This is a genomic window from Gordonia tangerina, from assembly GCF_021556435.1.
Taxonomy (GTDB): domain Bacteria; phylum Actinomycetota; class Actinomycetes; order Mycobacteriales; family Mycobacteriaceae; genus Gordonia; species Gordonia tangerina.
In genome coordinates this window covers 1-18,518 of record NZ_JAKGCU010000037.1, presented here as the reverse complement: position 1 = coordinate 18,518, position 18,518 = coordinate 1, and the positions used below count along the sequence as shown (strand labels likewise).

Below are 18,518 nucleotides of genomic sequence, written 5' to 3'. Positions count from 1 at the left end.
GGCGGGGTGTCACGGGCATCGCCCGCGTCGACTACTTTACCGTTGCGAACATGAACCGCTTCGACAGGATGGTGTCGGTGCTGGTGGCCGGGATCGCACTGATCGCACTTCTCGCCGCGTGTAGTGGGGTCGAGGAGGATCGTCCGCCCGGTGCCGCCTTACCGCAGGATTTCCCGGTTGCGCAGGTCCCGCTCGTGGAGGGCACGGTGCTGACCGCCGACGGCACCCGCGCCGACGGGTGGGCGGTCACCGTGCAGGGCGCGGCCGGTGCGGGCAACATCCTCGACGCCGCGGTGTCCACTCTCACCGATGCCGGGTTCACCGAGTCGCAGCGCACCACCGAGGGCGGTCAGCGGGTGGTGGTGCTCTCGGCGACCAAGGACGCCACCGACTACTGGGTGCAGGTCGGCAGTACCCCTGGCGCCGCCGGTGGGCCGGGGTCGGTGTTTTATCAGGTCTCTGTGGAGTGATGTCCCCTGGTGCCTGAGGAATCCCGGAGCTTGCGGAGGGATGTCACGAAGGCACGATCGCCCGACCTCACAGCCAACTGACAGTCTCGCGGCAGTCCGCTGACAGACCCCGTCCGCACCGTGGATGTCACTTTTCACGTCCACGAAAGCGAGACGACGATGTCCACACCACACCCGACGACCGACGCGACGACCACCGAGGCTCCCCGCGACCTGCAACAACCGCAGGATCCGCAGCCGACCGATCGCCCCGACGTCGCGGCACAGCACAACGCCCCGACCGAACCGATCACACAGGCCGGTGCGGTCCCCCCGAACGGACCGTACCCGCCCTACGCCGGCCCACCGCCGATGTATCCGAATCAGCCGAATTCGCCGAACCAGGCGAATGGCGTCAGCGACAAGGTGCGCAACGCGGTCATCGCCGGCGGCATCGGGGTTGCGGTGGTGTTCGGTCTCATCGGGTTCGGCGCCGGCTACGTCGTCGGCGACTCATCGTCATCGAATCAGGGGCCGGGAATGAACATGCAGCGCGGCGGCGGTTTCGGCGGGCCGGGCGGCTTCAACCAGATGCCCGACGGACAGGGCGGCATGGGTCAGATGCCGGGTCAACAGGGGCAGATGCCGGGCCAGCAGGGGCAGGTACCGGGACAACAAGGCCAACTTCCCGGTCAGGACGGGCAGACCACGACCCCCAGCACGGAGAGCGGGACTGGGGCCTGAACCGAGTGAGGTGAACGTTGCGGATATCGGCACGTTCACCTCACTGCGCGGCGGGTCAGTCGGCACGTCGCTGCGCGAACGCCTGCAGGTTCGCCACCTGCGCGGCATCCAGCGACGGCCGCACCCGACCGCGGGCGTCGGCGATGTCGTCGGGACCAACGGTCGCAGCGTCGATGTCGCGCCGCATCGCGGACAGGGCGGCCTCGCGCAGCAGCGCCGAACAGTCGGCGGCCGAGTAGCCGTCAAGATCGTCGGCGAGTGCCGTGAGGTCGACGCCGTCGGCCAACGGCACGTTGCGACCGGACGCCCGCAGTATGTCGGCGCGCGCCGCGGCGTCGGGTGGTGGGACGAACACGAGTCGTTCGAGGCGGCCGGGGCGCAGCAGTGCGGGGTCGATCAGATCGGGGCGGTTGGTGGCGCCGAGCACCACTACGTCCTGCAGCGGTTCGACGCCGTCGAGTTCGGTGAGCAGCGCCGCCACCACCCGGTCGCCGACACCTGAGTCGCTGGACTGTCCGCGACGCGGGGCCAGCGCGTCGATCTCGTCGAGAAAGATCAGCGACGGCGCCGACTCGCGGGCGCGGGCGAACAGATCCCGCACCGCTTTCTCCGACGACCCGACCCACTTGTCCATCAGTTCCGCACCCTTGACGGTGTGCACCGACAGCCGGCCCGAGGCGGCCAGCGCTCGCACCACGAACGTCTTGCCGCAGCCGGGTGGTCCGAACAGCAATACTCCGCGCGGCGGGGCGACACCGAGGCGGGTGAAGGTGTCGGGATGCTGCAGCGGCCACAGCACCGCCTCGGTGAGTGCCTGCTTGGTCTCGACCATGTCGCCGACCTCGTCGAGCGTGATCGACCCGACCGCGACCTCCGGGGAGTCCAGCCGCGACACCGGGCGGATGACCGCCAGCGCACCCAGCAGATCGTCGGTCCGCAGCGCCGGTTCCGGCCGTTCCTCGTCATCCGCCGAGGTCACCCGGGCCGCGGCGCGCAACGCGGCCTCGCGGGCCAGGGCGGCGAGATCACCGGCGACGAAACCGGGTGTGCGGGTGGCGATCAGGTCAAGGTCGAGATGACCCTCGGTGGGTACGTCGGAGAGAATGACGCCAAGCAGTCGGGCACGCGTCGACGAGTCGGGTAGTCCGACGATGAGTTCGCGATCGCACAGGGCAGGGTCGCGCAGGCGGCTGTCGAGGCGGACGGCTTCCCCGGTGGTCGCGATCAGTGCGACACGGCCGCCGCCCACCGTGGCACGCAGTTCGTCCAGGATCAAGGTGGACACCGGGTCGGCGGCCGCGGATTCCCGGGGTGCGGGCAGGAGGGCGTCGACGTCGGTGATCATCAGCACCCCGCCCGTCTCGGCGAGGTCGGCGATCGCCGACCGCACCGCAGCCAGGCGGGCCCCGCTCTCCAACGCCCCGACCGTCGGGCCGTCCACCACGGTCAGCGGTCGCTCCGTGCACACCGAACGCACCAGGGTGGCCTTGCCGCCGCCGGGCGGCCCGGTGATCAGCACCCCGAGGCGCGGCGCGGCACCGAGGGTGTGCAGAACCTCGGGTTCGTCGAGGGTGATCGACAGCCATTCGGTCAGCCGGGCCACCTGGGTGTCCACGCCCACCAGCGTCGACACCGGGCGCACCAGCGGCCCGGTCGACGCGCGGTGCGACACCACGCCCATCGACGTCGTCGACCGCGCCGCCGTCGGCTCCAGCGGTGCGCTCGCGGCGAATCCCAGTGCCGTGGACGGCGGGGGCGTCGGCGCAGATGTGCCACCGGTGCCACGTTCACCCGCCCACATCACAGCCGTGTTGGTCTGCACGCTCACGGGCCCGTCGGGTTCGGTAGCCGAGACCGTCACCAATTCGTTGGTCCAGGTGATCCCCACTGACACCGCCAGCGCACGGGTGGCCGGCGTCGCGGTCAGTTCGGGACCGAGGTCGCGGGGCAGCAATGAGACCGAGTCGCCCACCGAGACGACCTTGCCCAGCAGTGCGCGCCGCAACGTGGGTTCGTCGACCTGTCCGGCGGCCAATGCCGAGCCGGACACGGTCACCTGTCCGGCGCCGTGCACCGTCACCGGCGCCACCACCACCGATGCGTTCTCCCGGATGCCGGCGTTGGCGAACGTGATGTCGTCGAGCAATGCGGTGCCCGGCGGGGTGTCCGGGCCGGCCGTGGCGAGGACCGCAGCGGTGACGCGGGCACCGGTGATCGACGCGGCATCCCATTCGCGCAGGCCCAGCGCGGCGAGCACTTCGGGATGCACCCGGACGATCCCGCGGCGCGCCTCACCCGCGGCGGGATTGACCCGTGCGGTCAGCGTCAGCTGGACGTGGCCGGCCATCAGCGCTCCTCGACGTCGTGGCCCTGGTCTACACCGGAGGCCGTGGGCTCGATCGTCCCGGTCGGGCGGCGCAAGCCCAGCCGAGCCTGCGACCGGTTCGTTGACGTCAATCGCGGGCGTCGGGGCTGTGAGCGGGCCATCGCGCGCCGTTCGGCCCGACGTTCCGACGGGTGCGCCTCCCAGTGTTCGGGTCTCGATGCCACCCAGCGCTGATTGCGCCAGGCGAAGGGGATGTGCAGCAGATATCCGCCGATCGCGATGAGCATCAGGGTGTAGGGGAACGTCAGCAGCAGAGCGGCGCCGATCGCGACGACGATCAACAATCCGGCCAATGCACGCGGTGGAATCGACGCGGTCTTCAGCGACGCGGTCGGGATGCGGCTGACCGCGAGGAAAGCCACGAACACCAGCCACCCGCCGACCACGGGCAGCGACGTCCACCAGCCAGACCCGAACTGCTGGGACAGCCCGACCGGCAGCAGGGCGATGATCGCCGCGGCCGGGGCCGGGACACCGACGAAGAAGTCGCGGGTGTAGCCGGGCGCCTCGTCGTCGTCGATCAGCGTGTTGAAGCGAGCCAGCCGCAACACGATCGCGCAGCAGTAGATCAGCGCGAACGCCCAGCCGATGTCCTTGTCGGGCGTCAGATACAGGTAGACGATCAGGGCGGGTACCACGCCGAAGTTGATCGCGTCGGCCAGCGAATCGATCTCCGCCCCGATCCGGGTGGTCGCCCCCATCATCCGGGCGACACGGCCGTCGATGCCGTCGAGGAGTGCGGCCGCCACGACCAGACCCATCGCCGCATCGATCTGACCTGCGTCGGTGACCCGAACCGCGGTGAGACCCGCGCAGATCGCCAGGATCGTGAGCGCCGACGGCACGAAGAGTCGTCCGGCGGCAGCCTGACCGCGCAATCCGGTGCGCTCGGGTGCGGCAGCGGTGGACACGGTGGTGCGTGCGCCTCGCGTCGGATGCGCGCTCGGCGTTCGGTGGGAACTCGGTGTTCGGTGGGGAGTCGGACGTTCGGACCTGCGGGCGGGAGGCATGCGATCAGCCGAGCGTCGCGAACAGGGTTTCGCCGCCCACTGCGCGCTGGCCGACCCGGACGTTCAGAATCGTGCCTGCGGGCAGGTAGACGTCGACGCGGGAGCCGAATCGGATCAGGCCGTAGGTGTCGGCGATGGCCAACTCGTCGCCGACGACGGGTTCGCACACGATGCGCCGCGCGATGAGTCCCGCGATCTGGACGACGGCGACGTCGTGGACGGTCTGGCCGACCGGGCAGCGCAACGTCATCGTGGACCGCTCGTTGACCGAACTGGCCTCGGGCAGATCGGCGGAGACGAAAGCGCCGGGTGTGTGCGTCACCGACGTCACCCGACCGGCCACCGGTACGCGCTGGACGTGTACGTCGAAGATGGACAAGAAGGTCGACACGCGGGGCAGTGGCTCATCGCCGAGGCCCGACTCCGGTGGCGGCACAGCCGCGTCGACCAGGGAGATGGTGCCGTCTGCGGGGGCGACGACCGCGCCCGCGTCGGCGGGCGGCACGCGTGGTGGATGCCGGAAGAACAGCGCACACGCCGCTGCGGTGAGTGCGGCAGGCCGGGCGATCCACGGATGGCGTCGGCCCAGGAAGGCGACAGTGGCCGGTCCCACCACGAAGGGGATACCCGCCGAATGCACCGGGGGAATGGTCTCCCGCGCGAGGTCGACGAGATGTCCTGGTCCGCTGCGCGTTCCGTTCGGCCGCGGGCGCCTGGCCACCATCAACCTCCTGCTAGTCGACTGGGCACATGCGATGTCACGGCCCGCTCGCCCCAGCTTAGAGTGTCGAGCCCGTCGGTCAGCGTGACGGCGGCCCGCTGCGAGCACGTCACACCTCGATCACCTGGACGGATGTACCCTCGCTGACCGCATCGACATCCTCGGGAATGTCGATCAGTGCGTTCGCCTGCGCCAGATAGCGCAGGTGATGGGAGGCCGGTGGGCCGATGGGGTCGACAACCGCGCCGGTGTCGTCGCTGCGCAGCACTCCGCGCATGAACTGTCGCTTGCCGGCCGGCGACACCACGTCGGCGCTCAGCCGGGCCGTTCGGGTCGGACGGTCCTCCGGCAGCCCCATCGCCGCGCGCAGCGCGGGCCGGATGAACATCTCGAACGACACCAGCGAACTCACCGGGTTGCCGGGCAGCGTGATGATCGGTACGCGGCGACCGTCGGGCCCGGGGTAGTGGCCGCAGCCCTGCGGCATGCCGGGCTGCATCGCGACCTTCACGAACTCGATGTCGTCGCTGTCGGTGAGCGCATCCTTGACCACCTCGAAAGCGCCCGCACTGACCCCGCCCGAGGTGATGATGACGTCGGCCCAGCCGCTGATCTCGTCGAGCCGGGTGCGGAACGCGTCGACGTCGTCGGTCACATAGTGCAGGTGGGTGGCCTCGGCGCCGGCTTCGGTGGCCGCCGCGGTCAGCATCGGCCCATTGGATTCGTAGATCTGTCCGTGGTGCAGCGGCTGACCGGGGGTGACGAGTTCGGAGCCGGTCGAGAGCACCACCACGCGCAGCCGCCGGAGCACCGCGACCTCGGTGATTCCCAGCGCGGCGAGCAGGCCGACCTGAGGTGCACCGATCCGGGTGCCGGCGGCAATGGCGGGCCGGCCGGCCTCGATGTCGGAACCGGCGCGACGGATGTGCTTGCCAGCGGGGATCGAGGAGCGGATCGTCACCTGGTCCACGCCGCCGTCGGTCATCTCCACCGGCACCACGGCGTCGGCGTCGGCGGGCATCGGCGCACCCGTCATGATGCGATGCGCCGTGCCGGGGGTCAGCGTCAGCCGGTCGGTGCGTCCCGCGGGTATGTCTTCGGCGACCGGCAGTGTCACCGGTGATTGCTCGGTGGCGGAGGAGATCTCGCCGGCACGCACGGCGTAGCCGTCCATTGCCGAGTTGTCGAAGCCGGGCAACGCCGACGACGCGAGGATCTCAGTGGTCGTGACGGCGCCGAGCGCAGCGGCCACCGGCACGGTCTCGGACACGGGGTCGCCGAAGAGTGCGGCGACGACGGCCTGGTGGTCGGACACCGATCGCATGCGCTCAGCATGCCATCTCGCGTCGGCCGGCCGTGCAGGGTGCCGTCGACGGGACTAGATTCAAACACCATGGCGCTCGGTTTGCTGCTCGACATCGACGGGGTGATGGTCACCTCGTGGAAGGCGCTGCCGGGAGCGGTCGACGCGGTCGCGAAACTGTACGAGCGGGGTTATCCGCGCATGTTCCTGACCAACACCACCTCGCGGTCGCGGGGTGACATCGCCGAGGCGCTCAACGCGTGTGGCTTCGAGGTGTCCCCCGAGGAGATCCTCACCGCCGCCAAGCTCACTGCCGAGTATCTGACCGCGAACCACCCCGGCAAGCGGGTCTGGGTGCTCAACGAGGGACCCATCGCCGAAGACATGACGGGTGTGGAGCTCACCGACGACCCCGCGTCGGCCGAAGTCGTGGTGCTCGGCGGCGCCGGACCGGTGTTCGATCACCGGTCACTGTCCCAGGTGCTCGAATCGATGGTCAGCGGTGTGCCGGTGGTGGCCATGCATCGGTCGATGACATGGTCGACGGCCGGGGGGCTCAGCATCGACACCGGCGTCTACCTCGAGGGACTGGAGAAAGCCGCCGGGCGCAAGATCAAGGCGATCGGCAAACCGTCCCCGCTCGGCTTCCGTGCCGCCGTTGACCTGATGCAGCTCGAACCAAACCAGGTGATCATGGTCGGCGACGACATGCACAACGACGTCCTCGGTGCGCAGGCCGCCGCGCTGATCGGTGTGCTGGTGCGTACCGGTAAGTTCCGGGACGAGGCGTTGCGCGCGCTACAACGCGACGAATTCGGGCCGGTGCCCGACCACGTGATCGATTCGGTGGCCGACCTGCCCGCGCTGGTGCAGAAGTTGGCGGAGCAATAGCCGCCCTGGCGTCCGCTCTTTCTGTCTGCTGGTCGAGTAGTTCCGAGCCGCTCTTTCTGCTGGTCGAGTAGTTCCGAGCCGCTAGGCGAGGGACGTATCGAGACCAGTTGCGCGAGAAGCGGTCTCGATACACCCCCTCGCCTAGCGGCTCGGCGGCTACTCGACCAGCGAATGAAGGGCGCTCGACCAGCGAATGAAGGGCGCTCGACGAGCGAATGAAAGGCGCTCGGCCAGCGGTGTATGCCCGTCACCTAGCGGCAAAAGGCTTCCAGCGAGGTCCGACTACCTGCTCAGGCAGCGCGCGCTGCCGACGCCTCGGCTTCGCGCTTGATCTTGCCGAGGGTCTCGGCCATCCCGAGCTTGAGTTCGGCCTCGAAGTTGGCGGTACCACCCATGGCCTTGTCCACCAGGAACGACGACACAGCAGTGGTGCCGTTGCCGACCTCCCGCTTCTCGATCAGCGTCACACCGTTGTCCGTGGGCTCGATGGTGTAACTCCACACGGTGCGGTTCTCGGCGACGCGGAACGCGAGTTCACGGTTGGGGGCGAACCGGACCACCTTCGACGTGGTCGGCCACACGAGCGGGCCGCGACGGTTGATGTTGATGGTCTTGGTGCCCAGGCCCACGGCGCCGCCGCGGATGATCATCTTCTTGCACTGCGGGCTCCACTCGCCCATGCGCTTGAGGTCGGAGATCACCGCCCAGACGTCCTCGGCAGAGGCGGTGATGACGATGGATTCTTCGATCAGGGGCGCGGCCATGCTGTTTCTCCTCGGTGAGTGGCTATGCGATTGCCACGAGACTAAGAGCTTGTTGTCTGGTGGTCAATAGGCAATTGTCTACGAGTCAATAGTGGGCGGATGGCGTCTCTGGGGCTGCGGATGTCCGCGAGCATCACGGTTGGGTGCCATCGGCTGGATAATCCATCCGAGCGCGCTCAGCGGTGATGCCGGCGGACACGCTTGACCAGATTCGGAACGCGCGAGCGCTACTACAAGCCGATGGCAGCGCCGATGACCGCGCCGATCCCGATGAACACCGCGCCACAGATCCACCCCGCCGGGTGCCCGTCGTCCTCCAGCAGCAGCGTGCCGAGTTTGCCGGGCGTGAGCCAGTCGATGAGAACGAACGACCACATCATCACTGCGATCGCTAGCAATACATAGATGGCGGTGTAGAGCACTCCTCGCCACAGTTCGAGCGCCAGCGAATCGCGTGCGCCGGCAACAAGGACGATCGAAAGACCGATGACCTGGGCGGTCGCCAGCATCACCGCGTTGCGGTTGTGGTCGAGCCAGATCAGATTGCGCAATCGGCCGGGGGTCACGAGGTCCAGGGCCACGAACCCCGCGATGAGCAACGCGATTCCCACGAGGCTGTAGGCGGCGGCATCGCCCAGGTTGTCGCGCAGTTGGTCCATGGGAGAAACAGTAGCGATCCGAGACGAGGCGCGGCGCCCGATAACGCCCAGGCCCCTGCCGGCCGATCGGGATAACTCCCGGAAAGGGCGGCAGGAGCCTGGACGGTCAGGTGTCGAATCGACTCAGCCGACCATCACCATCTCGTGGTCGCCGACTGAGCGGGCCAGGACCGACACGTGGTCAGCGGCATCGCCGAGCGTGTGCGAAATCGCGGTGAGTCGGCTGAGGTAGTGGCCGACGGGATACTCGGCGGTCATGCCGATGCCGCCGTGCATCTGCACTGCTTCCTGGCCGATGGCCCGGCCCGAGCGGCAGATCTGCAGTTTCGCCCGCGAGGCGATGATTGGATCGCAGATGCCGTCGGATAATGCGGTCGTCGCGTAGAGGCTCATACTGCGGGCCAGTTCCAGTTGCGCGTACATGTCCGCGGCGCGCTGGGTGAGTGTCTGGAACTGTGACAGCGTGACACCGAACTGCTTGCGGGTCTTCAGGTATTCGACGGTGAGGTCGAGGGCACGCTCCATTGCGCCGACGGCCTCGGCGCACAGGGCGGTCTGGATGCCGACCTCGGCGTCGGCGATGACCTGCGTGGCGTCGCCGCTGCCCAGACGCACCGCTGCCGCGTCGGCGAACTCGATCTGCGCCCCGCGACGGCGATCATGTGAACGGTACGGGGTGCGCGTGACATCGCCGGCGTTCGCGTCGACCAGGAACAGCCCGACGCCGTCGTCGGTGCGCGCCGACACGACCAGCTTGTCCGCGCAGTCACCGTGGCCGACAAGTGTTTTGGTGCCATTGAGCTTGCCGTCGGTGGCGGTGGTGGCCACCTTCGCGCCCGGCCAGCGGTCGCCGGCTTCGAGGTGGGCGAATGCCATCAGCAGTTCGCCGGAGGCCAGCCCGCCGAGCAGCTCGGCGCGGGTCTCGTCGTCGGCGGTTGCGGCGACCAGCGACCCCGGAACGAGGACGGAGTCGAGGTAGGGCTCAGGTGCCAGGGCGCGACCGATCTCGGTCATGACGCTCGTGAACTCCACCGGACCGGCGCCCATGCCACCGTCGTCCTCGGGGAAGGTCAGGCCGAGGATGCCGATGTCGGCCAACGACTTCCACACCCCCTTGTCCCAACCGAGTTCGGTGTCGGTGACCTTACGCAACGTCTCGACGTCGTACTTGCGGGTCAGCACCTCGCGCACGGTGTCGCGCAGCATCGTCTGTTCGTCGGAAAGTTCGAAATCCATGAATGGTTCCCAGGTTCTCGTGAGTCGTGAAAAGTAGTGAGGCGGCGCTTGGCTCAGAGACCCAGCACGGCCTTGTCGATGATCTGGCGCTGAACCTCCGACGATCCGCCGTAGATGCTGACCTTGCGGTAGTTGAGGTAGGTCGGCGCGGACAGCTGTGCCCATTCCGGCGACGTGACGTCGGCGGTGCCGTTGGCGGCCGACGCATCGAGACCGGCAACCGGCAGCGAGTCGGCGCCGGCGATGTCGGCGAGCAACTCCATGGCGTCCTGCTGCAGTTGGCTGCCGCGCAGCTTCAGCAGCGACGACGCCGGGTTGGGCTTTCCGTCCGCCGACGAGGCGGCCACACGCAACTGGGTCATCTCCAGGGCGAGCAGGTCGTTCTCCAACTCGGCCAGCCGGGCTGCGAACAGCGGGTCCTCCAGCAGGGTGCCGCCGGACGCCGTGGTGATCTGGCGTGCGAGTTCCTTGGCCTTGGCGAGTTTGGTCTTGGTGTAGCCGACCCGCGCAATGCCGCTGCGCTCGTTGCCGAGCAGGAACTTGGCCTGCGTCCAGCCTTCGTTCTCCTCGCCGACCAGATTCTCTACCGGCACGCGGACATCGTTGAAGAAGACCTCGTTGACCTCGAAGCTGCCGTCGATCAACTGGATCGGCCGCAGTTCCACGCCGGGGGTGTCCATCGGGAACAGCAGCATGCTGATGCCGGCCTGCTTCTTGGCGTCCGGATCGGTGCGCACCAGGCAGAAGATCCAGTCGGCGAACTGGCCGAGGGTGGTCCACGTCTTCTGGCCATTGACGATGTAGTGGTCACCATCGCGCACCGCGCGGGTCTTGAGTGAGGCGAGGTCCGAGCCGGCCTCGGGCTCGGAGAAGCCCTGGCACCACCAGATGTCGAGGTTGGCGGTCTTGGCCAGGAAGCGTTCCTTCATCTCTGGCGAACCGAACTGCGCGATGACCGGGCCGATCATGCCGACGTTGAACGGCAGCAGGTCCGGGACATGCATCAGGCTCATCTCCTCGCGGTAGATGTGGCTCTGAATGGGAGTCCAGTCGCGGCCACCGGCCTCGACCGGCCAGCCCGGCGTCGCGACCCCGTGTTCGTTGAGGATGCGCGTGGTGGTGACCAGGTCGTCGGGGTAGTTCAGCTTGCCCGCTTCCGACCGGCGCCGCAGATCTTCGGGAACCTTCGCGAAGATCGCCCGCAACTCATCGCGGAACGCCTCTTCTTCGGGACTGAATGTCAGCTGCATGAGTTCTGTCTTACTCCTGGTCAGGGGATGTGGGGTGCGGTCGCGGAACTCGGTGGCCGGTTGTCCGCGGCTGCTGACTAAGCGCTTGCTTAGTGATACTGTGCACTATGCCGCGCCCCGCGGCCCCTGTCAATGTCCGGAGCCGTGCAACCGGCGAAATGTCGAGAACGGAGAACGGGGACATGTCTGTCGTGGAACCGCCGCCCCGTGCCGTCGCGGCACGCTCACGGTTGCTGCGCGCCGCGGTGGAGGCCTTTGCCGCCAAGGGGTTCACCACGACCACCACCCGCGACATCGCCACCGGCGCGCAGATGAGTCCGGCGGCGGTGTACGTGCATTTCAAGTCCAAGGAAGAGGTGCTCTACGAGCTCTCCGACGCCGGGCATCGGTCGTTTCTGCGATTGATCGACGCTTCCGACGCCCCCGAGCAGTCGCCCGCCCTCCGGTTGCGGGCCGTGATCGGTGCGCTCGCCGCCCACCACGCCCGCGATCACGTCTGGTCGCGGGTGGTCAATTACGAGTTGGACTCGCTCTCGCCCGAGCATCGCGCGGCCATCGAGGTCATGCGCAAGGAGGTCGCCGCACGAGTCGGCGCGATTGTGGGCGCGGGTATCGCAGACGGGGCCTTCGACGTCGACGACCCGAAGGCGACGACGACGCTGCTGCTGTCGATGGGCGTCGACGTCGCGCGTTGGTACCGGGAATCGGGTGCGATGACACCCGAGCAGATCGGTGAGTTCCATGCAGATATGGCTGCGCGGATCGTCGGTGCTCGGGAGTCCGACGCGGGTACGTGACGTTCGGGACCGAGCGACTGCGTGTGTGCGAGCTCCTCAGCGAGGCGCCGCGATCGCGTGGTTGGCTGCCTCTGCTGCTGAGGCGTCGCGTCGCGTCGACCGGCGTCGCACCGCGTTGACGAGCGCGCCGAGGATCGCCAGCGTCAGGACGTAGGCCACGTACCCGACGACCGTTGCCTGCAGGCCCGCATGGGACACGACGAGCCCGGCCACCACCGCAGGGAGGCTGAACGCGAGGTAGCTGGCGACGAACACCGATGAGAAGACCTGTCCGCGTTGTTGTGTCGGGGTTGCCGCGACGATGCTGTCCAGTGCGCCGAGGAAGGTCGCGGCGAATCCGGATCCGGCCACGATCGAACCTACGACATATAGCGGCAGCGCCTCGGACAGCACGCCCGACAGGGAGATGACCGCACCACCGGTGAGCGCGGGATAGCTGAAGGCCAGCTTGGTGGCGGCTTCGCGACCGGTGATCAGCAGAGAAGTGACCGCAGCCGAGGCGAAGAAGGTGAACAGCAGCACGCCTGCCTCGGCGTGGTTCTCGACGCCGAAGACCCGCGCCACCACCGACGACCCGAGCGACAGGTAGAGCCCGCCGAGCGACCACGTCGCGACCAGCGCGGGCACCGCCGCGACGAACACCCGGCGGACCGACGAGGGGAGGGTCACCTGCGGTGAGAGGGTGGCGACAAGGTGCCGTCGGGAGGTGAAGCCGACGCGCTCGGAGGTTTCGGGGACCACCAGCAACGCTACGAGGAGCGCGGCGAACAGTCCGAGGATCACCTCGTAGACGAGGAACCGTGGTGCCGGTGCGTACTCGACCAGCAGTCCGGCGATCGCGACGCCGCCGGCGAGTCCGATGGCCGGCGCGGCGCCGGTGATGGCAGAGCCGAGGCGGGGAGTTGGCTGCAGGTCCACGACGGTCGCGGTCAGGGTGCCCATCGCGGCGCCGGTGGCAAGGCCTTGCAGGGCGCGTGCGGCCATCAGAACGCCGACGTTGTCGGCCACGACGAACAGCACCATGCTCGCGATCAGCAACGCGAGCGCCACCGCGAGCACCGGACGTCGTCCGATGTGGTCGGAGAGCGCGCCCACCGTGAGCAGGCTGATCAGCATCGTCGCCACGTAGATGGCGAAGACCGCGGTGAGGGTGAATGCGGAGAAGCCCCACAGCTCCTGATAAACGGGGTAGAGGGGCGAGGGTGCCGCAGAGGAAAAGAGCACCATCACGAACGTGGCGGTGACCACCCAGAACGCGCGGTGCGGGTGTAACCGGGGCATCGCCACTCCTAAAGCAAAGACATTTGCGTTAGATTCAACGTATCCAGAGGCCGCCACTAAAGCAACTTGATTTGCAATAATGGATCGCATGAGTAGTTCCCATGCCGCCGCATCGCGTCCGGACGCGGGTGATCGGGCGCGTCGGCCCGGCGGACGTAGCGCGCGAGTGCAGTCTGCGGTCTATGCCGCGGTAGGTCAGCTCGTGGGCGCAGGTAGGCGTGACACCATGACGATCCCCGAGGTCGCCGAGTTGGCCGAGGTCAATCCGACCAGTATCTACCGGCGATGGGGTTCCATCGAGGCGTTGCTGGGTGAGGTGGCCGTCGCAGCGCTCACCCAGGGTGAGCCGCTACCCGACACCAGAGATCTCGGCGCTGATCTGGCCGAGTGGTCACGGATCATCGCCGCCGACATCGGCCGGCCCAAGCGCCGCGCCTACCTCCGGGCGATGGTGTTCGCCCGCGATGACGTAGTGGAGGAGTGCCCGTGCTGGGAGATCCGGCGCGAACAGGCCGAACAGATGGTGGATCGGGCCGCCCAGCGCGGCGAGGCGACGCCGTCGGTGCGGCAGATCCTCGACCATGTCATCGCGCCCCTGTATCACCACGCGGTGTTCGGCCTGGGGCTCGACGACACCTACGCCGCGACGCTGGCCGCCGATGTCATGCGCATGACCGAATCGCGCGGCACATCGCGCTAGGGTCGGCGCATGCGACACGTGCATGCCTTCGGCGATGATGCTCTCGGCGATCGGGACGGGGTGGGCATCGCCGCCGCGATCGCCGGCGGGGAGATATCGGCCGCTGAGGCGTTGGAGGCCGCTCTGGCCCGCATCGATGCGGTAGAGCCGCATCTGAATGCGGTCGCCGTCGACGATCGCGAGCGGGCCCGCAAACGAGCGGTCGGGGAGGGCATCCCCGGCGGATCGTTCGCCGGAGTCCCGTCGATCATCAAGAACAACACCCTGTTCGAGGGGTTGCCCGTGGGCAACGGGTCGGCCGCGATGCCCGATCTGCCGGCAAAGGGCAACGAGCCGTTCACCGAGCAGTTGTTGTCGACCGGCGTGAACATCGTCGGCGCCTCGACATTGCCGGCCTTCGGGCTCACCGCGACCACGGAGTTCGTCGACCGCGAACCCACCCGAAACCCCTGGAACACCGACTATTCGGCGGGCGCTTCGTCGGGAGGCTCGGCCGCGTTGGTTGCCGCCGGGGCGCTGCCGCTGGCGCACGGCAACGATGGTGGCGGCTCGATCCGGATACCGGCTGCGGCGTGCGGGCTGGTCGGGCTGAAGCCGTCGCGCGGGCGTGTCGAACCGTCGCCGACCGGACGCATCCTGCCAGTCGATATCATCTCCAACGGCATCCTGAGTCGAACCGTGCGTGACACTGCGCATTTCATCGACGATGCCGACCGTTTCCGCGCGCCCGAAGGCCTGCCCCGCGTCGGGCTGGTGGAAGGGCCGGGAACGCGCCGGTTGCGTATCGGACTGATCACCGACACCGTTACCGGCGCCCCGATCGACGACGACACCGCCACTGCGATGACCGAGGTGGTCGAACTGTTGACGTCGCTCGGCCACCACGTGGAATCGACCCCGGTCCCGCTGGACGAGACCTTCGTCCGGCAATTCACTGACTACTGGTCGATGCTCGCCTTCACCATGGACCGCGCCGGAAAACTCATGGTCGGCAAGGACTTCGACAAAGCGGCCCTGGACCCGTTCACTCGGGGACTTGCGCGGCGATACGCGCGGGCGTTCTGGCGCACCCCGGCGACGATCATCGGGCTCAAACGGGCCACAGCGAAGTTCCGCACCGTCTTTGACCGTTTCGACCTGCTGCTGTCGCCGACGCTGTCGCACACCGTCCCACGGATCGGCTACCTCGATCCCGGCGGCGACTTCGACGTGATCTTCGAGCGGCTCGTGCACTACGTCGCCTACACGCCTGCGAACAATACGTCGGGCACGCCCGCGATGAGTCTACCGCTGGGACGGACCTCCGACGGCCGGCCGCTGGGCATCCACTTCGGCGCCGACCTGGGGCGGGAGCGGCTGTTGCTGGAGCTGGCGTTCGAACTTGAAGCGGCACAGCCGTTCGCGCGGATTCAGGAGAGCTGAGGGGCCCCGCGCGGGTCGGCCGAGAAAACGCAGGTCGTCGACCGCCCGCGCGATCCGAGCCAACCCGCGCGATCCGAGCCAACCCGCGCGACCCGAGCCGACCTGCGTTGATCCTGGCCTTCGGTGCCAACGAAGCGGTGGAACGGATCCCCGCGAAACCTAGTGCGCGACCGCCTTTTCCGCACCGACACCGGTCAGCGAGCGAACTTCCATCTCCGCGTTACGTTCCGGGGTGCCGGCATCCTTCGGCGTGGTCAGCGTGCCGATGATGCCGAGGAGGAAGCCGACCGGGATCGAGATGATGCCGGGGTTGGACAGCGGGAACCAGGCGAAGTCGGCGCCGGGAATCATCGCGGTCGCCGATCCGGAAACGGCCGGCGAGAAGATGATCAGCACGATCGTCGAGATCAGGCCGCCGTAGATGCTCCACAGCGCACCGCGGGTGTTGAACCGCTTCCAGTACAGCGAGTACAGGATCGTCGGCAGGTTCGCGGCTGCGGCGATGGCGAACGCCAGGGCCACCAGGAAGGCGATGTTCTGACCGTTGGCCAGGATGCCGAGGATGATCGCCATGATGCCCAGCACCACAACGGTGTAGCGCGACACCTTCACCTGGTCGTCCTCGCTAGCCTGGCCGCGCTTGATGACACTGCCGTAGATATCATGGGCGAACGACGCAGATGCCGTGATGGCCAGGCCGGCGACGACGGCGAGGATGGTCGCGAAGGCCACCGCCGAGATGATGCCGAGCAGCACCACGCCACCGAGCTCGAAGGCCAGCAGCGGTGCTGCCGAGTTCTGTCCGCCTGCGGCGTTCATGATCTCGTCCGGGCCGACCAATGCGGCGGCGCCGTAGCCGAGAATCAGGGTGAACAGGTAGAACGCGCCGATCAGCGCGATGGCCCACACCACCGACCTGCGTGCTTCCTTGGCCGTCGGCACTGTGTAGAAGCGCATCAGCACGTGCGGCAGACCTGCGGTACCGAGCACCAGGGCGATCGCCAGCGAGATGAAGTTGATCTGCGACGAGAGCGATCCGCCGTATTGGGCGCCGGGGGCGAGAACGTCACGGGCGGCGACCTTCTCATCCGACGATCCGGTGATCGCGTCCTGTGCAGAGCCGAGGATGCTGGACACGTTCATACCGAACTTCGCCAGCACGATGAACGTCATGACCGCGGCACCGGTGATCAGCAGGACGGCCTTGATGATCTGCACCCAGGTGGTGCCCTTCATACCGCCGATGAGGACGTAGACGATCATCAGCGCACCGACGATGGCGATCACGATCGACTGGCCGACGCGGCTCTCGATGTCGAGCAGCAGCGCCACCAGACCGCCGGCGCCGGCCATCTGGGCGAGGAGATAGAACAGCGACACCATCAGCGTGGAGATGGCCGCGGCCAACCGCACCGGACGCTGGCGCAGTCGGAAGCTCAGCACGTCGGCCATGGTGAATTTGCCGGTGTTGCGGAGCAATTCGGCCACCAGCAGCAGGGCGACGAGCCATGCGACCAGGAAGCCGATGGAGTAGAGGAAGCCATCGTATCCGTACACGGCGATGGCGCCGGCGATGCCGAGGAAGCTGGCCGCCGACAGATAGTCGCCGGCAATGGCAATGCCGTTCTGTGGGCCGGAGAAGCCACGGCCGCCGGTGAAGAAGTCAGCTGCGGACTTGTTGTTCTTGCTCGCCCGGATCACCACGTACATGGTGACGGCGACGAACGCTACGAAGATGGAGATGTTGGCGACCGGGTTGCCGACGGACGCAGCCATATTGATCGTGGTCATGCGCTGATCTCGCTTTCCATCTTCTCGCGGATAGCGGTGGCCCGCGGGTCGAGGTCACGGTTGGCGAACCGCACGTAGAGCCCAGTGATCACGAAGGTCGTGACAAATTGCAGCAGGCCCAGGATCAGGCCGATGTTGATATCGCCCCAAACCTTTGTGCCCATGAAGTCGGTGGCGAACGCCCCGAGCAGCACATAGAGCGCGTACCACAGCAGGAAGAACGCCGTCAGCGGAAAGACGAACCGGCGCAGTCGATGCCGCAGGTCTTGGAATTCCGTGCTGGCCTGGACTTCCAGCCACTGCTCGCCGGTCGGCGAATGCGACGCCGAGCCGGGCGGATGTTCGATCGTGGACACGCCTACCTCCTGAATGTCTGTGATGACTCTCGACTGGCAAGCGTATTGAGGTGCAAATCACAGCAGAATAGGGTGTTGTGGGTCACACGGCGAAGTAGTGAGACTGTGCGACGGACGGTCGATGACGGCCGACGAGCGGTTGGGTGGGGAACCCCTCGCCAAGTCTCGCGGCCGCACAGGGGTCATGAGGCGAGTGCCTCAGCCCGCCGCCCCCTCGTTGGTTGAGTAGCGGCGTGCGAGCCTGCGAGCCCGCCGCGTATCGAAACCACCCCACCCGCTCAAAAATCTTCTGCACTATCTTCAAGAAACTCCTTGACATCGAACTGGTGTTCGACCATAGTGGAGTCATGGGAGCTTCGGGGGATCTCACCACCATCACTGATTCTGTTCGCGACCTGCACTTGGGCGCCGATATGTCGGGGCGTGCAGCGTTCGATGCGATGACCGCTCTGGTCACGTTGCGTAATCTGATCGACCATCACGCTGCGACGGTGGTCGGCCATCTGGACCGACTGGGTGTGGCCCGCGACCACGGCCGCAAACTCAGTGAACTGTTGATCGTGATGGGGCTCGCGCCGGCGGTCGCGTCCCGTCTGATCCGTATCGCCACTGCCCGTGCGCAGCTGCCCACTCTGGGCGCGCATGCCGCCGATGGGGCGATCTCCGCCGAACATGTGGATGCGGTGGGTAAAGGGGTCGATCATGTCGGGAAAAGATCGGCGGAACCGCTCGACGATGTGGCGCGTCTAAACATCGTG

At 67.5% G+C, this 18,518-nt stretch carries 17 protein-coding genes and 1 pseudogene; 7 read left to right on the top strand and 11 right to left on the bottom strand.

The features are described 5' to 3' along the window. Positions 1-50 precede the first annotated feature (50 nt). A complete protein-coding gene (locus tag L1892_RS23190) occupies positions 51-470 on the top strand; it encodes a hypothetical protein (protein ID WP_235726143.1) in 420 nt (139 codons plus the stop codon). 159 nt (positions 471-629) lie between these two features. Further along, the gene (locus L1892_RS23185; RefSeq protein ID WP_235726142.1) at positions 630-1,193 is read left to right on the top strand and encodes a hypothetical protein; all 564 of its coding nucleotides are present in this window, start codon (positions 630-632) and stop codon (positions 1,191-1,193) included. Positions 1,194-1,248: 55 nt separating this feature from the next. Here L1892_RS23185 and L1892_RS23180 read toward each other — a convergent pair whose 3' ends face one another. From L1892_RS23180 to moeA, 4 genes are all read right to left on the bottom strand, one after another. Further along, positions 1,249-3,540, bottom strand: a complete 2,292-nt coding sequence (locus tag L1892_RS23180; protein WP_235726141.1) for an AAA family ATPase — start codon at positions 3,538-3,540, stop codon at positions 1,249-1,251. Next, positions 3,540-4,490, bottom strand: coding sequence for a CDP-alcohol phosphatidyltransferase family protein (locus L1892_RS23175; protein WP_372475449.1), 951 nt, complete (start codon positions 4,488-4,490; stop codon positions 3,540-3,542). The genes L1892_RS23180 and L1892_RS23175 overlap by 1 nt, the downstream gene beginning before the upstream one ends. A gap of 103 nt (positions 4,491-4,593) precedes the next feature. Then, positions 4,594-5,310, bottom strand: coding sequence for a phosphatidylserine decarboxylase (locus L1892_RS23170; RefSeq protein ID WP_235726138.1), 717 nt, complete (start codon positions 5,308-5,310; stop codon positions 4,594-4,596). A 109-nt stretch (positions 5,311-5,419) separates the two neighbouring features. Next, complete coding sequence (moeA, locus tag L1892_RS23165; RefSeq protein ID WP_235726137.1) at positions 5,420-6,634, bottom strand: molybdopterin molybdotransferase MoeA; 1,215 nt, start codon at positions 6,632-6,634, stop codon at positions 5,420-5,422. A 69-nt stretch (positions 6,635-6,703) separates the two neighbouring features. Here moeA and L1892_RS23160 point away from each other — a divergent pair, with 69 nt between their 5' ends. Beyond that, positions 6,704-7,504, top strand: a complete 801-nt coding sequence (locus L1892_RS23160; protein WP_235726136.1) for an HAD-IIA family hydrolase — start codon at positions 6,704-6,706, stop codon at positions 7,502-7,504. Between the two features lie 290 nt (positions 7,505-7,794). On the opposite strand, the gene L1892_RS23155 is transcribed toward L1892_RS23160, so the two are convergent. From L1892_RS23155 to L1892_RS23140, 4 genes are all read right to left on the bottom strand, one after another. Then, positions 7,795-8,268 carry an SRPBCC family protein gene (locus tag L1892_RS23155; RefSeq protein WP_235726135.1) on the bottom strand — a complete coding sequence of 158 codons (474 nt, stop codon included), beginning with the start codon at positions 8,266-8,268 and terminating at the stop codon, positions 7,795-7,797. Between the two features lie 230 nt (positions 8,269-8,498). Beyond that, a complete protein-coding gene (locus L1892_RS23150; RefSeq protein WP_235726134.1) occupies positions 8,499-8,927 on the bottom strand; it encodes a DUF350 domain-containing protein in 429 nt (142 codons plus the stop codon). A gap of 123 nt (positions 8,928-9,050) precedes the next feature. Next, on the bottom strand, positions 9,051-10,163 hold the full coding sequence (locus L1892_RS23145) for an acyl-CoA dehydrogenase family protein (protein ID WP_235726133.1): 1,113 nt from the start codon (positions 10,161-10,163) through the stop codon (positions 9,051-9,053). A 53-nt stretch (positions 10,164-10,216) separates the two neighbouring features. Further along, complete coding sequence (locus L1892_RS23140; protein ID WP_235726132.1) at positions 10,217-11,413, bottom strand: acyl-CoA dehydrogenase family protein; 1,197 nt, start codon at positions 11,411-11,413, stop codon at positions 10,217-10,219. Between the two features lie 182 nt (positions 11,414-11,595). On the opposite strand from L1892_RS23140, the gene L1892_RS23135 reads away from it, so the two are divergent. Beyond that, complete coding sequence (locus L1892_RS23135) at positions 11,596-12,210, top strand: TetR/AcrR family transcriptional regulator (protein ID WP_235726131.1); 615 nt, start codon at positions 11,596-11,598, stop codon at positions 12,208-12,210. A 36-nt stretch (positions 12,211-12,246) separates the two neighbouring features. Here the strand turns inward: L1892_RS23135 and L1892_RS23130 are convergent, their stop codons facing one another. Then, complete coding sequence (locus tag L1892_RS23130) at positions 12,247-13,491, bottom strand: MFS transporter (RefSeq protein ID WP_235726130.1); 1,245 nt, start codon at positions 13,489-13,491, stop codon at positions 12,247-12,249. 79 nt (positions 13,492-13,570) lie between these two features. On the opposite strand from L1892_RS23130, the gene L1892_RS23125 reads away from it, so the two are divergent. Together L1892_RS23125 and L1892_RS23120 are read left to right on the top strand one after the other, a co-directional pair. Next, complete coding sequence (locus L1892_RS23125; RefSeq protein WP_372475446.1) at positions 13,571-14,191, top strand: TetR/AcrR family transcriptional regulator; 621 nt, start codon at positions 13,571-13,573, stop codon at positions 14,189-14,191. 9 nt (positions 14,192-14,200) lie between these two features. After that, positions 14,201-15,613, top strand: coding sequence for an amidase (locus L1892_RS23120; protein ID WP_235726128.1), 1,413 nt, complete (start codon positions 14,201-14,203; stop codon positions 15,611-15,613). A 159-nt stretch (positions 15,614-15,772) separates the two neighbouring features. Here the strand turns inward: L1892_RS23120 and L1892_RS23115 are convergent, their stop codons facing one another. Both L1892_RS23115 and L1892_RS23110 read right to left on the bottom strand, forming a co-directional pair. After that, complete coding sequence (locus L1892_RS23115; protein ID WP_235726127.1) at positions 15,773-17,404, bottom strand: monocarboxylic acid transporter; 1,632 nt, start codon at positions 17,402-17,404, stop codon at positions 15,773-15,775. Further along, on the bottom strand, positions 17,401-17,760 hold the full coding sequence (locus L1892_RS23110; RefSeq protein WP_235726126.1) for a DUF485 domain-containing protein: 360 nt from the start codon (positions 17,758-17,760) through the stop codon (positions 17,401-17,403). The genes L1892_RS23115 and L1892_RS23110 overlap by 4 nt, the downstream gene beginning before the upstream one ends. A gap of 347 nt (positions 17,761-18,107) precedes the next feature. Between L1892_RS23110 and L1892_RS23105 the strand changes: the two are divergent. Further along, positions 18,108-18,518, top strand: a pseudogene (locus L1892_RS23105) (HNH endonuclease); the annotation flags it as partial.